The 22,123-nt window shown below is 46.6% G+C and carries 16 protein-coding genes; 3 read left to right on the forward strand and 13 right to left on the reverse strand.

Annotation, left to right across the window (positions count from 1 at the left end; all coding sequences use genetic code 11):
- Window positions 1–32: 32 nt before the first annotated feature.
- From MKX36_RS16960 to moaA, 5 genes are all read right to left on the reverse strand, one after another.
- Entirely contained in the window at window positions 33–1,112 is a 1,080-nt protein-coding gene (locus tag MKX36_RS16960; RefSeq protein ID WP_375761843.1) for a thiazole biosynthesis adenylyltransferase ThiF, read from the reverse strand.
- Between the two features lie 90 nt (window positions 1,113–1,202).
- Complete coding sequence (locus MKX36_RS16965; protein ID WP_340865074.1) at window positions 1,203–1,907, reverse strand: molybdenum cofactor biosynthesis protein; 705 nt, start codon at window positions 1,905–1,907, stop codon at window positions 1,203–1,205.
- A gap of 59 nt (window positions 1,908–1,966) precedes the next feature.
- Entirely contained in the window at window positions 1,967–2,215 is a 249-nt protein-coding gene (locus tag MKX36_RS16970) for a MoaD/ThiS family protein (RefSeq protein ID WP_123797433.1), read from the reverse strand.
- Window positions 2,216–2,348: 133 nt separating this feature from the next.
- The gene (gene fdhD, locus MKX36_RS16975; RefSeq protein WP_016821674.1) at window positions 2,349–3,161 is read right to left on the reverse strand and encodes a formate dehydrogenase accessory sulfurtransferase FdhD; all 813 of its coding nucleotides are present in this window, start codon (window positions 3,159–3,161) and stop codon (window positions 2,349–2,351) included.
- 39 nt (window positions 3,162–3,200) lie between these two features.
- On the reverse strand, window positions 3,201–4,214 hold the full coding sequence (moaA, locus tag MKX36_RS16980; protein ID WP_026065494.1) for a GTP 3',8-cyclase MoaA: 1,014 nt from the start codon (window positions 4,212–4,214) through the stop codon (window positions 3,201–3,203).
- Between the two features lie 602 nt (window positions 4,215–4,816).
- Between moaA and fdhF the strand changes: the two genes are divergently transcribed.
- Both fdhF and MKX36_RS16990 read left to right on the forward strand, forming a co-directional pair.
- Window positions 4,817–7,759 carry a formate dehydrogenase subunit alpha gene (fdhF, locus tag MKX36_RS16985; protein ID WP_290409381.1) on the forward strand — a complete coding sequence of 981 codons (2,943 nt, stop codon included), beginning with the start codon at window positions 4,817–4,819 and terminating at the stop codon, window positions 7,757–7,759.
- A 12-nt stretch (window positions 7,760–7,771) separates the two neighbouring features.
- Window positions 7,772–8,254, forward strand: coding sequence for a DUF1641 domain-containing protein (locus MKX36_RS16990; RefSeq protein ID WP_340865076.1), 483 nt, complete (start codon window positions 7,772–7,774; stop codon window positions 8,252–8,254).
- Between the two features lie 84 nt (window positions 8,255–8,338).
- Here MKX36_RS16990 and MKX36_RS16995 read toward each other — a convergent pair whose 3' ends face one another.
- The 6 genes from MKX36_RS16995 to MKX36_RS17020 all read right to left on the reverse strand — a co-directional run bounded on the left by MKX36_RS16995 (window position 8,339) and on the right by MKX36_RS17020 (window position 16,391).
- Window positions 8,339–8,692, reverse strand: coding sequence for a hypothetical protein (locus MKX36_RS16995; RefSeq protein WP_016821678.1), 354 nt, complete (start codon window positions 8,690–8,692; stop codon window positions 8,339–8,341).
- 170 nt (window positions 8,693–8,862) lie between these two features.
- Complete coding sequence (kdgT, locus tag MKX36_RS17000) at window positions 8,863–9,864, reverse strand: 2-keto-3-deoxygluconate transporter (protein ID WP_017428226.1); 1,002 nt, start codon at window positions 9,862–9,864, stop codon at window positions 8,863–8,865.
- Window positions 9,865–9,912: 48 nt separating this feature from the next.
- Entirely contained in the window at window positions 9,913–10,920 is a 1,008-nt protein-coding gene (locus tag MKX36_RS17005) for a tripartite tricarboxylate transporter substrate binding protein (RefSeq protein ID WP_340865077.1), read from the reverse strand.
- A gap of 126 nt (window positions 10,921–11,046) precedes the next feature.
- Window positions 11,047–13,488: an AraC family transcriptional regulator gene (locus MKX36_RS17010; RefSeq protein WP_340865078.1), complete on the reverse strand. Its 2,442-nt coding sequence runs from the start codon at window positions 13,486–13,488 to the stop codon at window positions 11,047–11,049.
- 197 nt (window positions 13,489–13,685) lie between these two features.
- Window positions 13,686–15,359, reverse strand: a complete 1,674-nt coding sequence (locus MKX36_RS17015; protein ID WP_090889511.1) for a methyl-accepting chemotaxis protein — start codon at window positions 15,357–15,359, stop codon at window positions 13,686–13,688.
- Window positions 15,360–15,386: 27 nt separating this feature from the next.
- Window positions 15,387–16,391, reverse strand: a complete 1,005-nt coding sequence (locus MKX36_RS17020; protein WP_019688111.1) for a BMP family lipoprotein — start codon at window positions 16,389–16,391, stop codon at window positions 15,387–15,389.
- A gap of 290 nt (window positions 16,392–16,681) precedes the next feature.
- Between MKX36_RS17020 and MKX36_RS17025 the strand changes: the two genes are divergently transcribed.
- Window positions 16,682–19,858, forward strand: a complete 3,177-nt coding sequence (locus tag MKX36_RS17025; protein WP_340865079.1) for a bifunctional cytochrome P450/NADPH--P450 reductase — start codon at window positions 16,682–16,684, stop codon at window positions 19,856–19,858.
- Between the two features lie 94 nt (window positions 19,859–19,952).
- Here the strand turns inward: MKX36_RS17025 and MKX36_RS17030 are convergent, their stop codons facing one another.
- Together MKX36_RS17030 and aspA are read right to left on the reverse strand one after the other, a co-directional pair.
- Entirely contained in the window at window positions 19,953–20,540 is a 588-nt protein-coding gene (locus MKX36_RS17030; protein ID WP_340865080.1) for a restriction endonuclease, read from the reverse strand.
- A gap of 166 nt (window positions 20,541–20,706) precedes the next feature.
- Complete coding sequence (aspA, locus tag MKX36_RS17035) at window positions 20,707–22,116, reverse strand: aspartate ammonia-lyase (protein WP_016821686.1); 1,410 nt, start codon at window positions 22,114–22,116, stop codon at window positions 20,707–20,709.
- Between the last annotated feature and the right edge of the window lie 7 nt (window positions 22,117–22,123).

Consider the following 22,123-nt stretch of genomic DNA (forward strand, 5'->3'; position numbering starts at 1 on the left):
TGCGCAGCTCATTAAGGTCTGAATCTATTGGGTTAACCCAAATATTTGTGATAAATAGATCTCGCCTCGGCGATATCCTTGGTGCCATGGATCAGAACGCGTCCATCCTGAAAAAGAACCAACCGATGCGCTCCAATGACAACGGACACTAGATATGGATTATGCTCCACTTGGCCCCCCTGACGGGATAGCAGACGGGCCGCTTCGTTCAGATTGCGTACAGCGCCCGTGACCGGTCGGATCTGAACCGTATCACGTCCGCACAGTACAGCCGTTTTAGCCTGATGCTCCAATTGTAGAAATGGATACACCGGATGCTCTCCACACGTCGGGCAATCCGTTTTTTTCATGGCGCTGATTTGGATCGCCTGATGTTGATTATTCCATAGATCGAAGGAAATCAGCTTGCCCTGCAAGGCTGAATTGTCCCCAGTGAGCAGCTTCAATGCTTCGGCACTTTGGTAAGCTGCCACCATCTGTACAGCCGGGCTGATCACACCGACCGTATCACAGGTTGCGCCGCCGAGCGGTACGGTTCCGAGCAGGCAATGCAGACAGGGTGTCTGTCCTGGAACGATCGTAAAGGTTGTTCCGTAACTACCTACACACGCTCCATATATCCAGGGGATTTGGTGCTTGACGGCGTAATCGTTAATAAGCAGACGTGTATCGAAATTGTCAGTGGCATCTACGATGAGGTCCACTCCTGCTGCAATGTCGCCGATTTCCTCTAGTGATACGTCTTGGACTAGCGCACGGATGTCCACGTCCGAATTGATTTGCTGCAATCGCCTCTGGGCGGCCACTGCCTTGGGTATCTGTTCACGAGCATCTGCTTCGTCGTAGAGCTGCTGGCGTTGTAGGTTACTCCAGTCTACATAATCTCGATCTACCAGCGTCAACCGTCCGATGCCCGCTCGCACCAGCATGTCCGCGTTGGCCGTTCCTAGTGCTCCAGCACCTACCATTAACACATGCTTGCTGCGGATATTTTGTTGTCCTGTCAGCCCGATCTTTCCGAATAATTCTTGTCTTGAATATCTGGCGTGGGACGCCTGCATGTGTGCTTCTGCATCCGCATCCGTTGTTGGGTCCTTTTTCATTTCAGACATCGTTATTTACGCCCCCATACTTCTAATCCATTAATTGCTGCAAGTCGATCAGACAAGATAAAAGTTCAGATGTCCCGCCTAACTCAAAAGTTATGGGGTGTTATGAGGATTCCAGCCACCCAGCTGGTGCCCCTTCCACTCGGAGCCATCCTCCCACACTTCCTTTTTCCAAATTGGTACGATTTGCTTCAAGCGTTCAATAGCATGGCGACTGGCCTCGTAGCAAGTATCACGGTGTGCAGCAGAAACAGCAATCACGACACTGGTTTCTCCAATCCTTACCGTACCAAGCCGATGTGTAATGGCAGTGCGCGTTGACGGCCAGCGATCAGCAATTTCGTCACCAATTCGCTTCATCGTGTTCATCGCCATCGGCACATATGCTTCATATTCAAGCAGCACCGTTCGCTGACCTTGTGTAAATTCCCGGGTCGTACCCTTAAAGGTTAATGAAGCCCCATGCGAAGGGTCGTGTACCTTAGAGGTTACCTCATCGGCATCAATCGGGTCGTAGGTAATAGCATATAATCCGCATTTAGAAACGACCGTCTCCATTCCGGGAGCTGACTGATGAAGAGCAATTGCGTCTGTTGGAAGCACAAGTTCATCTGGAGAAGCCAACTTTTGATGATGGGTAAAAAAACAACTAGACAGTTGTGAAGCTATCTCCGGGTACAACTCATTCAGCCTTGTTCGAATGTCTGCAATGGTCACCGTTTCCTGTGAAAGTTCCACAGTGAGCACGTCACCAAATTGCTCCGCCATACCTGCGAATAATTGAATATGGTATTGCATATGCATCTGACCCCCTTTGTTCCCTTATCTATCGAATTCACCTAGCCTGTTACTGGAGCTTATCCTCCTGAAACCGGAGGAATAATCGCAATTTCATCATGTATACTAACCAGATCCTCAGGAGCGGCATAGGCTTGATTTCTGGCAACAAAAGCTCCCTGCAACTGGGCCGCTGCTTCAGGGAAATATTTGGACAGCAAGTCTTTTAATGCGTTGACGGTCATCGTCTCCTGATCAGCAGGCACCGTAATCATAGGCCTTCCCATCAGTTCTGCAAGTCCGGCAAATACTTGAATATGATAGTTCATTAAGTAGGTTCCCCCCTTTCAGTACAAGGACTAACCATCGCATATACACCAAGAAAAACCAACATGAACTAATACCTCGAAAGGTTTTATTCCATGCTGGTTAACTATGATGGTCTACATTGATATTTTTATATTATATTTTAGATTCAACCAGTTCATCAATCCGCTCCGTGTGCGTATACACATTCAAAGAACGACTTCGTATAAAACCGATGGTAGTAATCCCCAGATCCTCTGCCAATTCAAGTGCAAGCTCTGTGGGAGCTGACTTGGACAAAACAACCTCACAACCAATTTTCGCAACCTTCAACAAGATTTCAGACGAGATGCGCCCACTGAATACGATGATTTTATCTTGTAATATAATATCATGCTTTAGGCAGTGCCCATAGATTTTATCAAGCGCATTGTGGCGGCCGATATCCATTCTGGACAGGATTATTCCGTCTTTGTCACACAGCGCAGCATTGTGAACGCCACCCGTCTCCTGAAACGTATGTGCCGAGGTTTGCATCAAATTCATCAGGCGGAAACAGTCATCAAAAGACACCGTAACATGGGCATCATTCATTCTTTTTGCCACTTTAGCATCATTTATAAAGTAAAATCCCTGTCTACTTTTTCCGCAGCAGGAGGTAATGTATCGTTTGGAATGAAAGTTTTGATAAAACTCATTCATCCGACGGGTTTTAATATGAACAAAACCTTCTTTTTCCTGAACCCAAATATCTTCGATATCATCATACCGTTGAATGACGCCTTCAGAGGCCAAAAAGCCTACTACCATATCCTCTACATACTCTGGTGTACAAACCATGGTGGCAAATTCCTGCTGATTGATTTTAATGGTCACTGGATACTCCGTCACCACTGTGTCTTCAAAACGCTTGATCTGACCGTCCCGATAACGTAGGATCTCGCGTTTTACCTCAGCCGGCTTTTCCATGTGCTCAACTCCCTTGTTTCTGACAGGCTGGCTCTTCGGTCACCCGCCGATATGTGACATTTCAATTTTGGACGATGCTTGCTTCGTATGAGTCAATCGTTCCTCTGAATAGCGGTCGGTACGTCCTCTCCAAACACGCTCAATGTAAGATCTAATCTCATCATCGGATTGCTCGGACCGCAGCATCGTGCGAAGCTTGTACCCTTTAGACGCAAACAGGCATGTGTACAAGGAGCCCTCAGCAGAAATTCTCGCCCGTGTACATGTGGAGCAGAAAGCATCCGTAACGGATGAAATGATGCCGATTTCCCCGTCTCTGTCCAGATACCTGTAGCGCGTCGCCACCTCACCTTTGTATTGGGGTGGAACAGGTTCTAACGGCATGTGCTCATGGATGGTTTCGATGATTTGCTGCTTGGAAACAACCTGATCCAATTTCCAGCCATTGGTGTTACCTACATCCATAAACTCAACAAAGCGCAAAATATGCTTTTTCTTTTGAAAATAGTCGGCCATAGGCACAATATCCTGATCGTTAAAGCCCTTTTGCACGACCATATTTATTTTTACCTGCATTCCCGCTTGAGCTGCAGCTTCAATACCTTCCAGCACTGCCTTTACACTGCTTCTCCCCCCGTTCATGCGGCGGAATCGACCGTCATCCAGCGAATCCAGACTAACCGTCACTCTCTTCAGCCCCGCCTCCCGTAGTGACGCTGCATATTTAGGCAAAAATACACCGTTCGTCGTCATAGCAATATCTTCAACCCCATCGAGTTGAGTTAGCGAATGAATGAGCGAGGACAAATCTTTCCTCAGCAACGGCTCACCCCCAGTAATACGCAGCTTTGTAACGCCGAGCGAGACAAAGATACGAGAGAGGCGGGTAATTTCCGCAAAAGTCAATATTTTTTCTTTTGGCAAAAACGGATAGTCATGGCCAAATATTTCTTCAGGCATACAATATCGGCACCGAAAATTACATCGGTCTATGACGGATATTCTCAAGTCCCGTAACGGACGATTCCATTGATCGTCGCTGCGGTTCGCCATCCCGTTCACCTCAATCCGTCTTCATTAATAAATCTCTTTTAACTGTAAACTGAACCAAAAAACCGGCATCACAACAACTTCTTCGCTTATGAATATCGAAGAATCTGCTAAATGCCGGTTAATTTATCTACATCAGGATTTTACGAATCCTCACATCATGTGATATAGAAAAATCAAACTAACAAGCGCTGCGCCAAATAAAATATACGCGATTCCCACGTACACTCCATTCACGAATGCTCTCAAATAGATACATTCCTATTGTTAGCAATCCTGGAACGTTTGTCAATGATTTTTCGCTTTCTCAATTGATAATCATTATCGATTAAAAATTTTAATAAATCACCGTTGAACTATCTTAAATTTTACGCTATAGTTACACCAGATGACATGCAGAAAATGACATATTCAATTTATTGATATACAGGCGGTGCGTACTGTCTGATATTAATACATACTCCAATGGCGGATTGGCCTCCAGGACCTAGAGCTTGGTCACTACTCCACCATAAACACAAGTGCTTAAACACGAGCACTTGTGTTTATGGTGGAGTTTTTTTGTTCCCAATTTTAAAATTCAAAATCTGAAAGGAGCCTGAACCGTGGCGGATAATACGATCAAAATTACATTAAACGGACAGGAACTGAAAACGAATAGCAGCGCAACCATTCTTGAAGTGATCAACGAAAACAATATTGCCCACCCCCAACTGTGTTACGTTCCCGAAGTGGATCCAATCCGCACCTGTGACACATGTATTGTGGAAGTGGACGGAAAGCTTATGCGTTCCTGCTCAACGCTTGCTACAAATGGAATGGATATTCATTTACATTCAGATCGCGCAAAAGCGGCACAAACCGAGGCTATGGACCGTTTGCTGGAGAATCACCTCCTCTACTGCACGGTGTGCGATAACAACAACGGTAATTGTAAACTGCATAACACCGCAGAGCTTATGGAAATTGAACATCAAAAATATCCATATCGACCGAAGGTTGATCCCACAGAAGTGGATATGTCCCACCCTTTTTACCGCTATGACCCCAATCAATGTATTGCATGCGGCCAATGCGTAGAGGTATGTCAGAACCTGCAGGTCAATGAAACACTGTCCCTCGACTGGGAGGCTGAACGCCCTCGCGTGATCTGGGACGATGGAGTTGCAATTAACGATTCCTCCTGCGTCAGCTGCGGTCAGTGTGTAACGGTTTGCCCATGTAACGCCTTGATGGAAAAGTCCATGCTGGGAGAGGCCGGCTTCATGAGCGGCATAAATAAGGATTTATTAAATCCAATGGTTGATCTAATTAAGGAAGTGGAGCCAGGCTACAGCGGTATTTTTGCAATTTCGGAAGCTGAAGCAGCGATGCGTGAAACACGTACGAAAAAAACTAAAACCGTCTGCACGTTTTGCGGTGTAGGTTGCAGCTTTGAGGTTTGGACCAAAGGCCGCAAAATTTTGAAGGTACAGCCTACCTCTGAGGGGCCTGTTAACGGCATTTCGACATGCGTCAAAGGGAAATTCGGCTGGGATTTTGTGAATAGCGATCAACGTTTGACCTCGCCTTTAATTCGTCAAGGAGACGAATTCGTGGAAGCAACCTGGGAAGAAGCCTTGAGCCTGATGGCCAGCAAAATGGGAGCTATTAAAGAAACCTACGGAGGCGAGGCACTCGGTTTTATTTCTTCATCCAAATTTACCAACGAAGAAAATTATCTGATGCAAAAGCTGGCTCGTCAGGTGTTCCAAACGAATAACGTTGATAACTGCTCACGGTATTGCCAATCTCCTGCATCATGGGGGCTACAATATACCGGAGGCATCGGCGGCGACAGTGGCACGATTAAAGACATTGCCTCCGCAGGTTTGGTCATACTAGTCGGCTGTGCGCCGGGAGAAGGACATCCCGTGCTGGCTACCCGCATCAAACGTGCGCATAAGCTGCATGGTCAAAAGTTGATCTCCGTCGACCTGCGCAAGCATGAAATGGCAGAACGCGCAGATTTGTTCATGCGTCCGAAGCAAGGTACTGATTATGTATGGTTATCCGCTGTAGCCAAATACATCATTGAGCAAAACTGGCATGATGCTAAATTCATTGAGAAACATGTAAATTTCTATCCTGAATATTTGAAATTACTGGAGAACTTCACCCTGGAATTCGCTGAGCAGGAAACTGGTATTTCCCAAGAGACGCTCATTCAGGTAGCGACCATGATTCACGAAGCGGATGGCACGGCCATTTGCTGGGGCATGGGCGTGACGCAAAACATCGCAGGCTCTTACACTTCGATCGCGATTGCCAACCTGCTGCTGGTGACTGGCAACTTTATGCGTCCAGGTGCAGGCGCATATCCGCTTCGAGGACATAACAATGTTCAGGGTGCTGCCGATATGGGTACCATGCCAGATATTTTTCCTGGCTATCAGCCCGTAACGAACGATGCCATTCGGTCCAAGTTCGAAGCGGCCTACGGCGTACAAATTCCAAGCCAGCGCGGACTGGACAACATTCAAATGCTGGAAGCCATTGAGACGGGTAAGCTCAAAGGTATGTATATCGCTGGAGAAGAAATGGCATGGGTGGATGCAGACTCCAATCATACCCAAGAAATGCTGGCGAATTTGGATTTCCTTGTCGTTCAGGATGTATTTCTGAGCAAGACAGCTGAATTCGCTGATGTCATTTTGCCAGCTGTACCTTCACTCGAAAAGGACGGTACCTTTACGAACACCGAACGTCGTGTACAGCGTTTATATGAGGCCCTCCGCCCTGTAGGAGACAGCAAACCGGATTGGTGGATTTTCAGCCAATTTGCCAAGCACATGGGATTTGATTGGGATTACAGTCATCCGAGTGAAATTTTTGAGGAAATGGCGACGCTCACTCCATTTTTCTCCCAATGTAATTATGACGTATTGGAAGGCTGGAACAGCTTCCATTGGGGATCGCCGGATGGTAGCAACACTCCGCTTCTGCATACCAACGGCTTTAACTTTCCAGATAAAAAAGCACGCTTGGGACTCTTCGAATATGTACCACCAAAAGAGTATCCCGCTGAATTCGATCTGACCTTAAATAATGGCCGACTGCTCGAACAGTTTCACGAAGGGAATATGACGACAAAGTCAACAGGCCTTCAGCTCAAACTCCCAAAAGTATTTGTGGAAGTGTCCCCTGAGTTGGCAGAGGAGCGCGGAGTTACAGACGGATCGCTGGTTCGACTGGAATCTCCCTATGGGGCGGTCAAGCTGCATGTTCTGGTGACGGACCGGGTACAAGGAACAGAAATTTATGTACCGATGCACTCTACCAGTCATGAGGGTGCTGTCAATCTATTAACTGGTGGAGCATTTGATGTAGTCACCCGTACACCTGCCTATAAACAAACCAAAGTACGGATGCAGGTTTTGGAATTCGATGGTCAAAATCCACTCCCACATATCAATCCACGTTATAAAAAGCGGCATCCGCAAAATGGGGTTGAAGTGAACCGTAAGTGGAATCGTCCCGGTTACATCGATTTGGTAGATCAAAAATAAGGAGGTCGAACCATGGCTAAGCCTATTTCAATTGTGAGAAAACGTATATTGACAGCAGAAGAACGGCAAAAACAATCGCTGGATCAACTTACTGCCGACCTGGCAGACAATGGGGCAGCATTGCAGAAGACGCTTGAAATTGTACGTGAACTGCATAACAGTGGTCTTCTCGAAGCAGCTCAGTCTATGCTAAAAGCCAAAGAAACCATTGCCAAAATCGCTGTAGGACAAGCGACGCGCAAGCCTGTGACGAACATCATCAATAATCTAATGGGTGCAGCAGGGATGCTGTCCGAGGTAGACCCTGAGCTGATGAAAAAACTGGCAAGCAGCGTCACTACGGGCCTGAATGAAGCCGAAGAGCACCTAAAGCAGAATAAAAAGACGCGGCTGCGTGATCTTATGAAGGCAATGAATGATCCAGATGTAAACCGGGCAATGGGGTTCGGTATTCATTTTCTTAAGGGCGTGGGAAAAGGTTTGTCTGATAAATAGCTTAATAGATATGAAAGTGGAAGGCTACTAACCACAGATAATAAAAAGAGCTGGCTCCGAAAAAAACGGGGCAGCTCTTTTTATTTATTTTTTATCTACCTGCAACAAGGTCACTGTTTTAAGAGAAACGGCATCTTTTATTTGCTCCTCCGCGATAACCTTAAGTTTTAGCAAGCTGGAAATTTTTGAAGTGTCCGGCTTGGAAAACAAACGCCATAATTGAGGATCAGGCAATGAATCATACAATTTCGCATGATCGTATTCCTTGCGGTGCTGCTGTACAATCCTGACTCGGTAGTTGCCAATTTCCCAATCGGATACTTCCTGCTCTGCACAATGAGCGGTAATGTCATTGCGCAAATCAGCCAGTTCACCTTCAATTTCCTTTTGCTTTTGCTTTAACTGGTAATAGCGACGCACCTTGTCTTCCAATTCCATCACGCTCCTCTGCTTACATATGTATGTTGGCAGATGCGTTTTAGGACAAGTTTTATCATGTTAGGATGGAAGGTGTATCTATAACTGTAACAGCATTTCCCGGGTAATGGTAACGTCGACCAATTGAGTCCTCATTACTTAAATTTTATTTCAGGATTTTTGCAAAATCCTCATTTAGGTACATTCGCCCCTGGAGTTACAGGCCCCGCTCCTTTGGACTTCCCCTTGCGCTTCATATAATTGGCCCAGTATGCCGTCAAAATAGGCACCAAAATGGAGGTCACTATGACCGAAGCGGCTACTAATGCCGTTGCAGATTGGGCAACAGGTAAAAATTCAGGCTTGATATTGGCAACAATGACTGGATTCGCTACTGCTGCACCTGCGGTGCTGGAAGCTGCAATCCCTGCCGTACCGTTGCCACCCCCAATATATTTGTCCGCCAGAATCAATGGAATACCTGTAAAGATAATTACAAAAACACCCAACAAAATACCTAACACACCTGTCTGGACAATAACACTCAGGTCAATGGAACACCCCAACGCAAATCCAAAAAATGGAATAAGAGCTTGTGTCGCGTTTCCAAAATATTTACGGAAATCATGATCCAGATTGCCCAACATAAAGCCGACCAAAAACGGTAATACGGCCCCGACAAATGTTTGCGGTTCAAAAACGGCCAGCCCGGTACTCCCTAGAATAAGCATAGTCACCAGTGGACCTGATTCCAGTGACATCAGCACGAATGCTCCTGCCTCTTCCTTGGAGCCATACTGCTGCATAATGGAGGCGTAGAGACCGCCGTTCGTCATATCCATAGCCGAGATCAGCGCCAGCACCGACAAACCTGCAAATAGCCCACTTTCCACGCCGCCAACAGGCAGCAATCTAGACGCAATGATCGCCACGACCCAAGCGACCGCGATTTTAGTCAATACGAGCGTTCCTGATTTACGCAATACGGTGCCTGTCGCTCGCACATCTATGGAAGCACCCATACAAAAAAACCACACTGCCAAAATGGGCACCGTACCGGTCATCAATCCCTTGGTAAAAGATCCAAAATAGTCGCCTGCCCATGGAGTAAATGTATGAAAAAGTGCGCCGATAAACAGCGGCACCAGCATAATGCCCCCTGGAATTTTATCGATGTTTTGTTTGATTTTCATAACTTCATTCAACCCTTTCGTTTTTGCCAATGCAAAAACAAGGCCGTTTTACTTGCGGCTTAAGCCGAGCTCAGGAATCAGTTTTGCGAAAGTATCATGACTATCCTTCAGTAGACGCGCGAACGCCTCTGCATCCTGGACACGCAATCCCAATCCATGTTTTCGCATTTCCTCCCTGAATTCCTCGTCTTTCGTCCCCTTGATCAGTGCATCCGCCAGCGTTTGAGCCACTTCATTGGGTGTATCCTTAGGTACAGCCAGCCCTCTCCAGGTACCTATAAAATGGACACGCAGCCCAGTCGCCTGCTGAAGTGTCGGCACTTTTGGAAACGCTTCCGAAATGGTGTCTGCCTGGATCGCTAGTATGCGAAGTTTTCCTTCGTCCACGTATTTCTTCACCTCTGCGGGACTGACAGGTACAGCGTCCACGAATCCGCTCATTAAAGCAGAAACTGCTGGGCCTGCTCCCTCATAAGGGATATGGGTGAAGCGGACTCCGCTTTTCTGCTCCAGCATCGCGGCAGCGAGGTGCCATATACTTCCTGTGCCTGCATTCCCCATTTTCAGCTTGCCTGGATGGGCCCTAGCATCCTCTAGAAATGCCTCCGCTGTCTTCCACGGCGCATCCGCCCGAACCGTAATGGCAGAAGGGTCCATATTGGTTTGAAGTAGCGGCTTAAAACGCTCATAGGTGATGGGTAGCAGTCCCAAATGTGGTAATGTAGTCAGTTCAGCGACCAGATACGTTACGGTGTAACCGTCTGCCTGCGCCTCAGCTCCCTCCATCAGCCCGACAGAACCGCCGCCACCTGTTCGATTAACGACGATGATCGGCTGCCCGAGATGCTTTTCGGCGGCTTTTGCCAACGCTCTTGCGGTAATATCTGTACCGCCCCCCGCCGCATACGGAACGACAAGCGTTACTGGCTTCGCAGGAAATATACGACTGTGATCCTGCAGGGCGCGGTGATCCACATATTCACTGATACTCAAGGCAGAAAGCATAGCCACTCCTGCCGCAACCAGCACATATTTTTGCCATGGCTTTTTCTTCATTACGCTTCCTCTTCTCTACAAATAAACTGGGCCTATTACGCCCGCCGTCACCTCCAACGTTTTCGGTCATTTGTTCGCGCTTACATGAAGTCAATGTACCGCAACGTGGAGGCCCACATCTATCGTCTAATCTTCGTGTTTATCTTCTATTTCACCAAAGCGCCGATCTTTTGACCGATTTGCATATTCATTAGAAGATTTGTTGATTTGTCTGAATTTCCCTGGGGTCACTTGCTTATACTTGCGGAATACACGAATAAAACTGTTCTCGTTTCGGTACCCGACCTGCTCTGCAATTTCACCAATTTTCAAATGCGTTTCACACAGCAATATGCATGCCTTTTTGACACGTAATCCAGTCAAATAATCATATACGGTAGTCCCCGTTTCCTCTTTGAACATACTACTCACCGAAGACACGCTCATGTGAACATGATCCGCAATTTCCTGAAGCCCGATGTTCAAATGCAAGTGATGTTCCATATAGTCGATCATCTCTTGTACACGTACAAAATCTTTGGACTGTTGGCGTCCATGCCATTTCTCTTCAATATCAGTCAACATGATGGCCAGCAGCGCCTCAATGTCTTGAAGGTCTAGCGTCAGAATCTGATTCCAATGATAATCAGCGAGCTGATCTGGCGGAGTCACGCTTTGAGTGGTACACCATTTTAACAAATCTTCCAGTAGTTCATGAACAAATAGGTAGACCTGGTTTGGAGATGTCCTAAAGAGTCGAAGTTCTTCTACCCACTGGCTGACTAGCTTTGCACTTGCACCAGGTTCCTGTGACTCCACAGCACGAATCAGATCCACACGCCGATGGTCCAATAATCTTGCATCTTGAGACTGATCCTGTGGCTGCATATCCACTATGCAATCCTGTTTCACATTTATGTTGCTGCTCAAATTCATATGTGAACGTCCATACCCCTCATACAAACGCAAATTAAGCGCCTCTTTTCCTTTTATAAAAGACGCCCGTGCCTCTTGAATATCTGTGACCCTATGCCCAATCCCTACCGAAATCGTCATAGGAAGATATTCCCCAACAACCTGAATTAGCCTGTCAACGCTGTTGCGAAGCCATGCTCTCTCTTTAGCAGCTCCCTCCGCTTCAACTTCATATGTGCTTTCCCTGAACTGCAGCAGTACAACCAAACCACTCTCTTCCTCCGGCGCACTAACTGCTTTCCAACGAGGCTCAAGCATCTCCAGCAAAATATTGTTCAGCGCATATTTAAGTAGCATTTTATCCTCTTCCGGAAAGCTTGCGCTCCACGTAGAATACCGATCAATCGACACGATCATAACAACCAAAGAATTATGGTCCCAATCGGAAAAATACTGTTCCCATTTCGTACGCATTTCCTGTACACCCATTCTACGCTGGAAGACATCTTCTATATATTTGGAACGCAGCTCCGGCAAGCTTCGCTCTACCACCAATGATTTGCGGTGAAATTCTCCAACCAACTTGCTAATCACGGGTTCCAGATCATACAATCCTCCCTGACGCGTTCCCTTGTTGCCTGAATTCAAGAGACTATTAATTTTTTTCATAGGGCGAAAAGCGGCATAACTGTAATAGTATACCGCCGAGCACCCAGCCAGGATAGAGATCAAGGCCAGCCACAACATCATATTGCGCGCAAGTTTTACATTTTTCAGTAGCTTGTCCATCGGTACGAGGGAGACTAGACGCCAGCCTGTAACATCGGAGAAGGTCTGGTTCGCCATATATTCCATATCTCCAATTTCTACATAAGCATAAGGATTCACATCCAACTCTTTCAAAACCCTGCCCATATCATTTAAGGGTATGGACGATCTCAGTTTGGGATAGATCAGCTCGCCCTCCAGATCATAGACGTATTGCGAGTTGGATAAATGAATATACAGTTTGGAGAAAAAACGGTCGTAATCCAGATTGATTAACACCGCACCCCTGACCTGTCCATTCTCTACTATAGGTCTAGCCAGCGAGAGCAGCTCTATCGTGCCATGCTGTTGATCAGTACCATACCATCTCCGCTTAATCAATAGCGGCTTTTTTTGAATGTCCTGAATCCAGGGAACCCAGGTTGTATCCGGTGCTTGATTCCAATCGGGCAAATAACCATAATTGCTGGACACGAGAGCATGATTATCCAAAGAAATGACTTCAATTGAATAAATTTCTTCGTGTGAAGAAAGGGTTTTCAAATATTTCTGAAGTCGTTCGATAACGGAGGCTTTGTTGGATACCGATTTTCTATCCGCATAAATACGTATAAAAGACTCTACATCCGGATAATAAGCCGCATCCAGTGCCTTGTTATCCGACTCACGAAAAGCCCGATTAGTCACATCCAGATTGATTTGCAACAATTCTATATTAGGTGTATTCAGCTCGGTATCCAAACCTTCACGGTATCTTGAATACGATAGCAAGCCGATCACGCTGATCACGAGCGACACGCACAGCGTGAGCAGCAGAATCAGTCTTGTCTGCTTATTTTTCAGTATCAATCGAAGCTTAAGTCGCAACATTCCTGTAACTTCATCCTTCCGGACTAGGTTGTCCATCTTCCTCTTACTCAATATTAGATGACATATTACCTTTACATCTATTTGACACATGAAGTGGAATTTCCTGCCTTTACAAATCAAACTTAACAGGAGTCATATCATTAATAATAAAAAAGAAGAAGTCTCCCTGTACAAGGTAGAACTTCTTCTTACGTGCTGCTTGCATCCATTGTTCAGCAGCATAGATATTCGTATTACAGTGTTTGGCTCGTCTTTTCCACCTGAAAACGATTCAGTTCTCGCTGCATCTCCTCACGAATCTGGCGAAGCTCCTTTACCTTCTCAGCCGATTCCTCGAAGGAACGCTTCTGCTCCACCGTGGAAGCCGTAATCTCTTCACTGCCTGCGGCGGACTGCTGAGTGATTGCACTAATATTCTCAATAGCTTGCTGCACCTGTACACTCAGTTCTCGTGATACATTCATGTCTATGGATAACTTGCTGACTTGGCCGGCAATTTGCTGCACTTTGCCACTAATCTCTCTAAACGATTCTCCGGTGGAGGAGGTTGCCTTCTCCTGCTCGCGGAACAACTCCTGACTTTGCGCCACAGAAGTCTTCACCTTATCCATAGCCTGCGTGATCCCCTCAACAGCGGTATAAATTTTCTTTACAGCAGATTCAGATTGACTCGCCAGCTTTTTCACTTCATTGGCAACAACAGCAAAGCCTTTTCCCGCTTCACCCGCACGTGCAGCCTCAATCGAGGCATTCAAGGACAACAGCGACGTTTGGCTGGCAATTTCAGATACATAACCGGTCATAGTTGTGATCTCAGCTGCATTAGATTCCAGATCTCTAACGGTTTGTTCCACTTCGGACATTGCCGAACGGTTCTCTGCAACAATTCGCATTTGATCACTCATGACACCCGCACCCTGCTCAATGACACGCAAAGCATCCTCACTATACGTGGTTGATTGCGTAGTCTCCAGCAAATTAGATTCAAACTTCTGCTGCATATCATCCACCACGCTAACTGTCGATGACAGGTCCTCAGCAATTTTCTGACTGCCTATCGCAAGTTCCTCTGTTGATGTGCTGACTTGTGTCACAATTTCCTTCATGGCCTCATTGTGCTGATCAATATCCCGAGCCATCAGATCGACACGATTACCCGCCTGATCAATGGAAAGTACAATGCTGCGCAAGTTCCCGATCATAACACGGAAAGATTCATTGAGCTCGTCCAGCTCGTCTCGGCCCTTTGTTTGAGGAAGTTGAACAGTTAAATTCCCCTCGGCAATTTGCTTCGCTGCATCCGTTAACTTGCGGGTTCTAAGGGCAAGCTGCCTGGAGGTATATGTATTATATAGCCCAACCGCCACCAGAAGTAGAACTGCACCTGCCAAGGCTAATTGCCAAGTAAAACGAATACTTTTGGTCAAGTCTTCTGTGTATTGGTCGTAACGCGCCTTGGTCAGCAGATCCAGCATAAATACATCGTTCTGAATCCCCTGGGCACGCATGGCCTCTCGTTTGGATTCTGGGCTGTTCTGAGCACTCATCGCTTTTTCCGTTGCTACTTTCAATTGGCTGAATTTTATTTTAATCGAATCCAGTCGCTTTTGCTGTGCTTCGGTCTGCATCATGCCCTGTGAAAGTAAAGTAATCGTTTTTTCAGACTGAGTTAGCTGATTTTGCACATCGGCTTTGTTGCTCTCCGTCATGGAAGTAGAATAATTTTGCAGTGCCTGCCCCGACTGAATCAAATAGGCATTAAGCTGCTGTACATTCAACATAGCTGGAACAAGATTACTACTTTGAGCGTTAATACGTAACAATTCAAAAATGATATAAGCTACTAAAGCCAGGCAAGCGATCAGGGAAATCATCGCGTTAAGCACCAGTTTACCTTGCAGTTTCATCAGCATTCATCCTCCGTTTGCGAAAATTTATTGGGTGGGTACAGTAAGTGTGCCGGATTTGATTTTTTCCATTAAATCATCCATTACCTTTTGCTGATCCGGATTCAGTGTCACGACACGAATAGGCGCCAAACCTATACCTTCTTCCGCAAGTCCAAACACCATATCCTTCTCCGTAAATTTTCTTTGATGGTCTGCAAAGCCTTTGACTACTGTATAAATTGCACTGTCTACGTTTTTAATCATTGAGGTCACCACCGCTTTTTCTGCAATAAAAAACTGGTCGCTATCGACCCCGATGGCGAATTTGTGCTGCTTCTGCGCTTCCTGTAGCGCACCTACACCGGTTAGCCCTGCTGCTGCAAAAATGACATCAATCTGGTCCTGATTGATCATGTCATCCGCAATTTTCGTACCCAGCTCCGGTTTGCCAAAATCTCCTGCATACGTTGCCGTAACTTTGGCATTAGGCTTGACTGATTGCACCCCTGCACGATATCCAATTTCAAACTTTTTCAACAGAGGAGATTCCGCACCTCCGAGAAAACCCACCTGTTCCGTACGACTCGTCAAACCGGCAACAACCCCGGCCATAAAACTGCCCTCTTCTGCTTTGAAGGTAATGGAGGCCACATTCGGCAATTCCGATGTTTCATCCACGATTAAAAATTTACGGTCTGGATTCTTTTTGGCAACGGCCTCCAAACTGTCCTTCACCATGTAACCCAATCCAATGATTAAATCTGCTTTTTCTTGAACAAGCTGATTAAAAGCAGCATCATACGTCTTGGTCTCAGTTATTTCCCGGTATTCAAAAACAATCTTCCCCTCATCCCGTGCCTTGACCAAACCTCGAAAAGCCGCATCGCTGTAAGATTGATCACCCAGACCAATATCTGACAGCACGATTCCCACCTTAATGGGTTCGGCCTTGGTTTGTACGTCTGATTGCCCACATGCACTTAGCAATAATGCAAAGATCGTGACAATGGGAATCCACCTAAAAATTAATAATACAGCTCGTTTTTTCATGACATATCACCTCAACATAAAATGCAAATCCCCAACATCTTTATATCGGTTATAGAGGTGAATTTGTTCATAAATTTTTCTGTAAATTCATTGTAAATGGATAATGACAATGGGTTCATCTTCTTCTACATGTAATAAGCGTCTCTTTTCGTACTGCTTTTATTGTACGAACTGTCTAAAATTATTTATTTCGTTTATCCGGAAAGAATAAAGTGTAATTTTTATGGTAAACGTAGGAACCCCCTTCAAACCATCACTCTATGTTGAAACTGAAAGGAGCTACATTTATAATGACTTCAACAAATTCAATTCCGCAGCCTAAAACATACGGTCCCTTAGGAAATCTGCCCTTGATCGATACCCATGCCCCTGTCCAGTCGCTGGTTAAGCTTGCCAATGAGTACGGTCCCATCTTTCGCATGGATCTGCCTGAAGGAACGAACATTTATATTTCCGGTCATAAGCTGGTCGCAGATGCTTGTGATGAATCCCGTTTCGACAAACAGGTGTGGGCTCCCTTACAAAAAGTACGAGCTTTTGCCGGAGATGGACTATTCACAAGCTGGACTGAGGAGCCGAACTGGCGCAAGGCCCATCAAATATTGCTGCCAAGCTTTAGTCAGCGGGCCATGAAGGGTTACCACAATATGATGCTTGATCTTGCTGTTCAGCTGGTGCAGAAATGGTCTCGGCTCAATCCAGATGAAAGTGTAGAGGTACCAGAAGATATGACCCGCCTGACTTTAGATACTATCGGGTTATGCGGCTTTAATTATCGTTTTAACAGCTTTTACCGCGACCAGCCCCATCCGTTCGTGACCAGTATGACACGCGCTCTGGATGAAGCAATGGGTCAGTTGCAACGTCTCAATTTGCAAAACAAGCTGATGTTATCGAAGAAAAAACAGTTTAAACACGACATCGAAACGATGTTCTCTCTGGTGGACAGCATTATTCAAGAACGCAAAACCACGGGCAACCAAGGTGAAGAGGATTTACTGGCACGTATGCTGGAAGGCAAGGACCCGGAAACAGGTGAAACGCTGGATGATGAAAATATCCGCTATCAGATCATTACCTTTCTCATCGCCGGTCATGAAACGACCAGTGGGCTTTTATCCTTTGCCATTTACTATTTGCTTAAAAATCCACGAACACTAACCAAAGCCTATGAAGAAGTAGATCGCGTGCTCACCGATTCGCTGCCTTCCTATACTCAGGTGCGTGAACTCAAGTACATAAGGATGATACTGAATGAAGCCCTGCGGCTATGGCCGACAGCGCCCGCCTTCTCTCTCTTGGCCAAAGAAGATACGCTGCTCAACGGAACCTATCCGCTTAAAAAAGGCGACAGTGTCAATGTACTCATCCCGAAATTGCACCGTGATACCGAGGCTTGGGGTGAAGATGTTGAGGAATTTAGACCCGAACGCTTTGAGGACCCATCCGCCATTCCGCAAGATGCCTACAAACCGTTTGGCAACGGTCAACGGGCCTGTATCGGACAACAGTTTGCCTTACAGGAGGCCACCCTTGTGCTGGGTATGGTACTGAAACATTTTGAGCTGATTGACCATACTCATTATGAGTTGAAAGTCAAAGAAACGCTCACACTCAAGCCTGAGGGCTTCACCATTCAAGTACGTCCGCGCAGCACACAGACTACCGTCATGCTGCCAGGTGCCGCTCAAGAACTTCATGAAAAAGAGGAACAAAAAGTTGCAGCCCCCCATGCCGAAAAGCATGATACATCTTTGCTATCTTTGTACGGCTCGAATCTGGGTACAGCTGAGGGACTTGCAGGTGAACTAGCCGATTTAGGCCGGAGTTGGGGTTTCAACAGTAGCATTGCAACTCTAAATGATCGTGTGGACCATTTGCCTAAAGAAGGTGTGGTACTTATTACGACCGCATCTTATAACGGGCATCCGCCAGATAATGCAGATGCCTTCGTAGCCTGGTTGAAGCAGGTAGACGAGGGACAATTGGCAGGCATAAGGTACGCTGTCTTTGGTTGCGGTGACCGGAATTGGGCCAGCACGTATCAACGCATTCCAAGGATGATTGATGAGCTAATGGCTGCCAAAGGGGCAGAGCGACTGTATGACCGGGGTGAAGGCGACGCCAGTGGTGACTTCGAGAAGGATTGGGAAGACTGGAACCATGGCTTATGGCCGGAATTGCTAAATGCCTTCGGAATAGAGCACAGTGATACAGAACCGCAGGACACCAGCAGTCTGAGCATAGAGTTTGTAAGCGATGTACTAAGCGCTCCGCTGGCGGCCAACTATGAGGCAGCTACTGCCGTTGTTACCGCGAATCGTGAACTGCACGCTGCTGAAAGTGAACGCAGTACACGACATCTGGAGATCCAATTACCAACCGGATTGTCCTATCGCGAGGGTGATCATCTTGGTGTTTTGCCGCGTAACCCTGCTTCGCTGGTTAATAGGGTGATGCAACGCTTTAAGTTACAGGATCAGGACTACATTGTATTAAAAGGCAGTGACCGGGATGCGGCGCATCTCCCCTTGGATCGGCCTGTCAGCGTAGGAGATTTGCTCACTCTCAGTGTGGAACTGCAAGAATCGGCAACCAGAGCCCAGCTAAGGCAACTGGCATCCTTTACAGTGTGTCCACCGCATAAGAAAGAAATCGAAGCTTTGCTCGAGGATACTACTTTCGATCAAGAGATACGAAAGAAGCGCGTCACGATGCTGGATATTCTGGAGAAGTATCCAGCCTGCGAGCTGCCATTTGAAAACTTCATCTCGCTGTTACCACCACTCAAGCCTAGATACTACTCCATCTCCAGTTCTCCGCTTGAGTCGGAGAATTCAGCGAGTATAACCGTGAGCGTCGTGCGTGGACCAGCCCGTAGCGGAAAGGGCGAATATCTCGGTATCGCCTCCAATTATTTAGCACAGCTCCAACCAGATGATCCGGTTGTCATTTTTGTGCGAAAGCCTCAGTCTGGCTTCCGTTTGCCGGAAGACCCGACCGTGCCTGTGATCATGGTCGGTCCAGGGACTGGTATTGCCCCATTCCGCGGATTTCTCCAAACACGCCATGTGCTTAAGGAGAGAGGAGAACAGCTCGGCGAGGCGCATCTATACTACGGGTGCCGTGATCCAAAGCTCGATTATCTATACAAGCAAGAGCTGGAGGCCTGGGGGCAGGAAGGAATCGTTACGGTTCATACAGCCTTTTCACGTCTGCCTGGTCAACCCAAAAGGTATGTACAGCATGTCATGAATGAAGATGCAGACACTCTGATTCACTTGCTTGATGAAGGAGCGCATCTGTATGTATGCGGCGACGGTAGCCGGATGGCCCCCGACGTTGAAGACACGCTCTGTGCGGCCTATGCGGATGTACACCATACAAGTAAAGAAGAAGCGCAGCAATGGTTGGAGCAGCTCCAACAGGATAAACGCTATGCCAAGGATGTCTGGACAGGCATCTAATGATAACGGTATAAGAGCAGCATCATATTCAATAATAAAAGGGACTGATTACTAGGCTTCAAGCTTGCCGCCAGTAGTTCAGTCCCTTTTATAATTATTTTTTACTCCATTTGGAAGCGATCACCTCTGCCCTACTTTCTATTACATCCATAACCTCCTCGCGGCGCTTTGACTTGAACAAATCAATCATGTCTTCCAGATCATTGCGATCCAATAATTTAACCCCGTTGACAGCAGCAAGTGTTTTACAGGATTCTGTATAACGACCGGAGGTGATAACGATGGACTTGTCGGCCGCGTAATAACGCATAGAGGTGTAAATTTCCTGCACCGCGCCCAAGCCGACCGGATGTTGTATAGCATAACGCTTGGCCTGAATTACGACTCTGACGCCTTCACGATCTGTAAATACCAGGTCGGCTCCAAAATCCCGACTGCTGGTTGTTTTATAAATGTCCTTATAGCCTAATGCGGATAACAACCGCTGTAAGTAAAGCTCAAATTCCGAGCCATCTTCCATAAGATCTATATCCTGAATTCCAATTTTGCGTGGGTCTAGCTCACGTAAAATCCGATTGCGGCGACCACGCATCAGCCCCCTGATGATGAGCACAAGCAACAATAGTAATACAATAAGTCCTATTCCTAATTCCTTATATGCCGATAATTGCTCCAGCAGCATTCCTCTTCCCCTTTTCTACAGTAGGCTGCAAGCGGTATATTCCTTAGTAGGGTTACCGTTACCACCTATCACACTGACACGGTTTTACACAAAAGCAACCCCGCCGAATTCGACGGGGCTGCCTTCATTTTATCTCAAAGTTGCCTACATTCTAAACTCCGCAATATTATTCACGATTCAGCAAAGATTCTCCGGCAATACCAGGCTGAGTCATTTGGTACGGGTCCAATATAATGTCCAATTCTTCCTCAGTCAGTACATTATATAGCAGACACAGCTCACGTACCGATTTGCCAGTCGTAATTGCTTCGCGGGCAATGCGTGATACGACCTCATATCCGAGGTGCGGATTGAGCGCTGTAATAATACCTACACTGTTCTCCACATATTCACGGCACCGCTCCACATTTGCTTCAATTCCTTCCACACAATGAACACGGAAAACGTGGAAGCCCTGCTTCATAATTTCCAGCGATTGCAGCAAATTGTAGACAAGTACAGGCTCCATCACGTTCAGCTCCAGTTGGCCTGCCTCCGAAGCCAAGCAGATTGTATGATCATTACCAATGACCTGAAAGGCAATTTGATTAATGACTTCACACATCACTGGATTTACCTTGCCCGGCATAATGGATGATCCTGGCTGACGAGCAGGCAGACTCAGTTCTCCCAGACCAGCGCGTGGTCCAGAAGCCATCAAACGGATGTCATTGGCCACCTTGGACATATTCATCATACAAATTTTCAAGGCAGCGGACACTTCAGTATAGGCATCCGTATTTTGTGTGGCATCTACGAGGTTTTCGTCTGCTTCCACAGGAAAGCCACTAACCTCAGCCAGTACCTCAGCGACACGCTGAATATAACGACGGTCTGCATTCAGGCCGGTACCCACTGCAGTTGCACCCATATTAATGGTTAGCAGGTGATCTTTGGTTGCACGAACGCGTCCGATATCACGGCCCAGCACACGAGCATAAGCCTGAAACTCCTGCCCTAATCGGATCGGCACTGCATCCTGCAAGTGGGTTCTACCCATTTTGATCACACTATCAAACTCAGTGGCCTTGCGGGAAAAAGCTTCCTGAAGCTCACTCATGGTGACTAACAGCTTATCAATCATACTTAATACAGCCAAATGTACGGCCGTAGGAAAAGCATCGTTCGTCGATTGCGCCATATTAACGTGATTATTAGGACTGATCTCCTGATAGTCTCCTCGCTGCTTACCGATCAGCTCCAGCGCCCTGTTTGCAATCACTTCATTTGTATTCATATTAATGGACGTGCCTGCGCCGCCCTGAATCGGATCGACGATAAAATGATCATGCAACTGTCCTTGAATAATCTCGTCAGCAGCCTGAATAATGGCCTCTGCTTTGGGGCGATGTAAACGGGTTAGTTCCATGTTTACCGTCGCTGCTCCCTTTTTTACGATCGCCATGGCTTTAATCAACTCAGGATGCAATCGTTGGCCTGTAATTGGAAAATTTTCTTTTGCTCTTAGAGTTTGTACACCGTAATAAGCATCTGACGGCACTTCCTTGGTTCCTAAAAAATCATGCTCCAGCCTCATATTCTTT

It is taken from the genome of Paenibacillus sp. FSL W8-0439 (assembly GCF_038008995.1).
In the GTDB taxonomy this organism is placed as follows: Bacteria; Bacillota; Bacilli; order Paenibacillales; family Paenibacillaceae; genus Paenibacillus; species Paenibacillus polymyxa.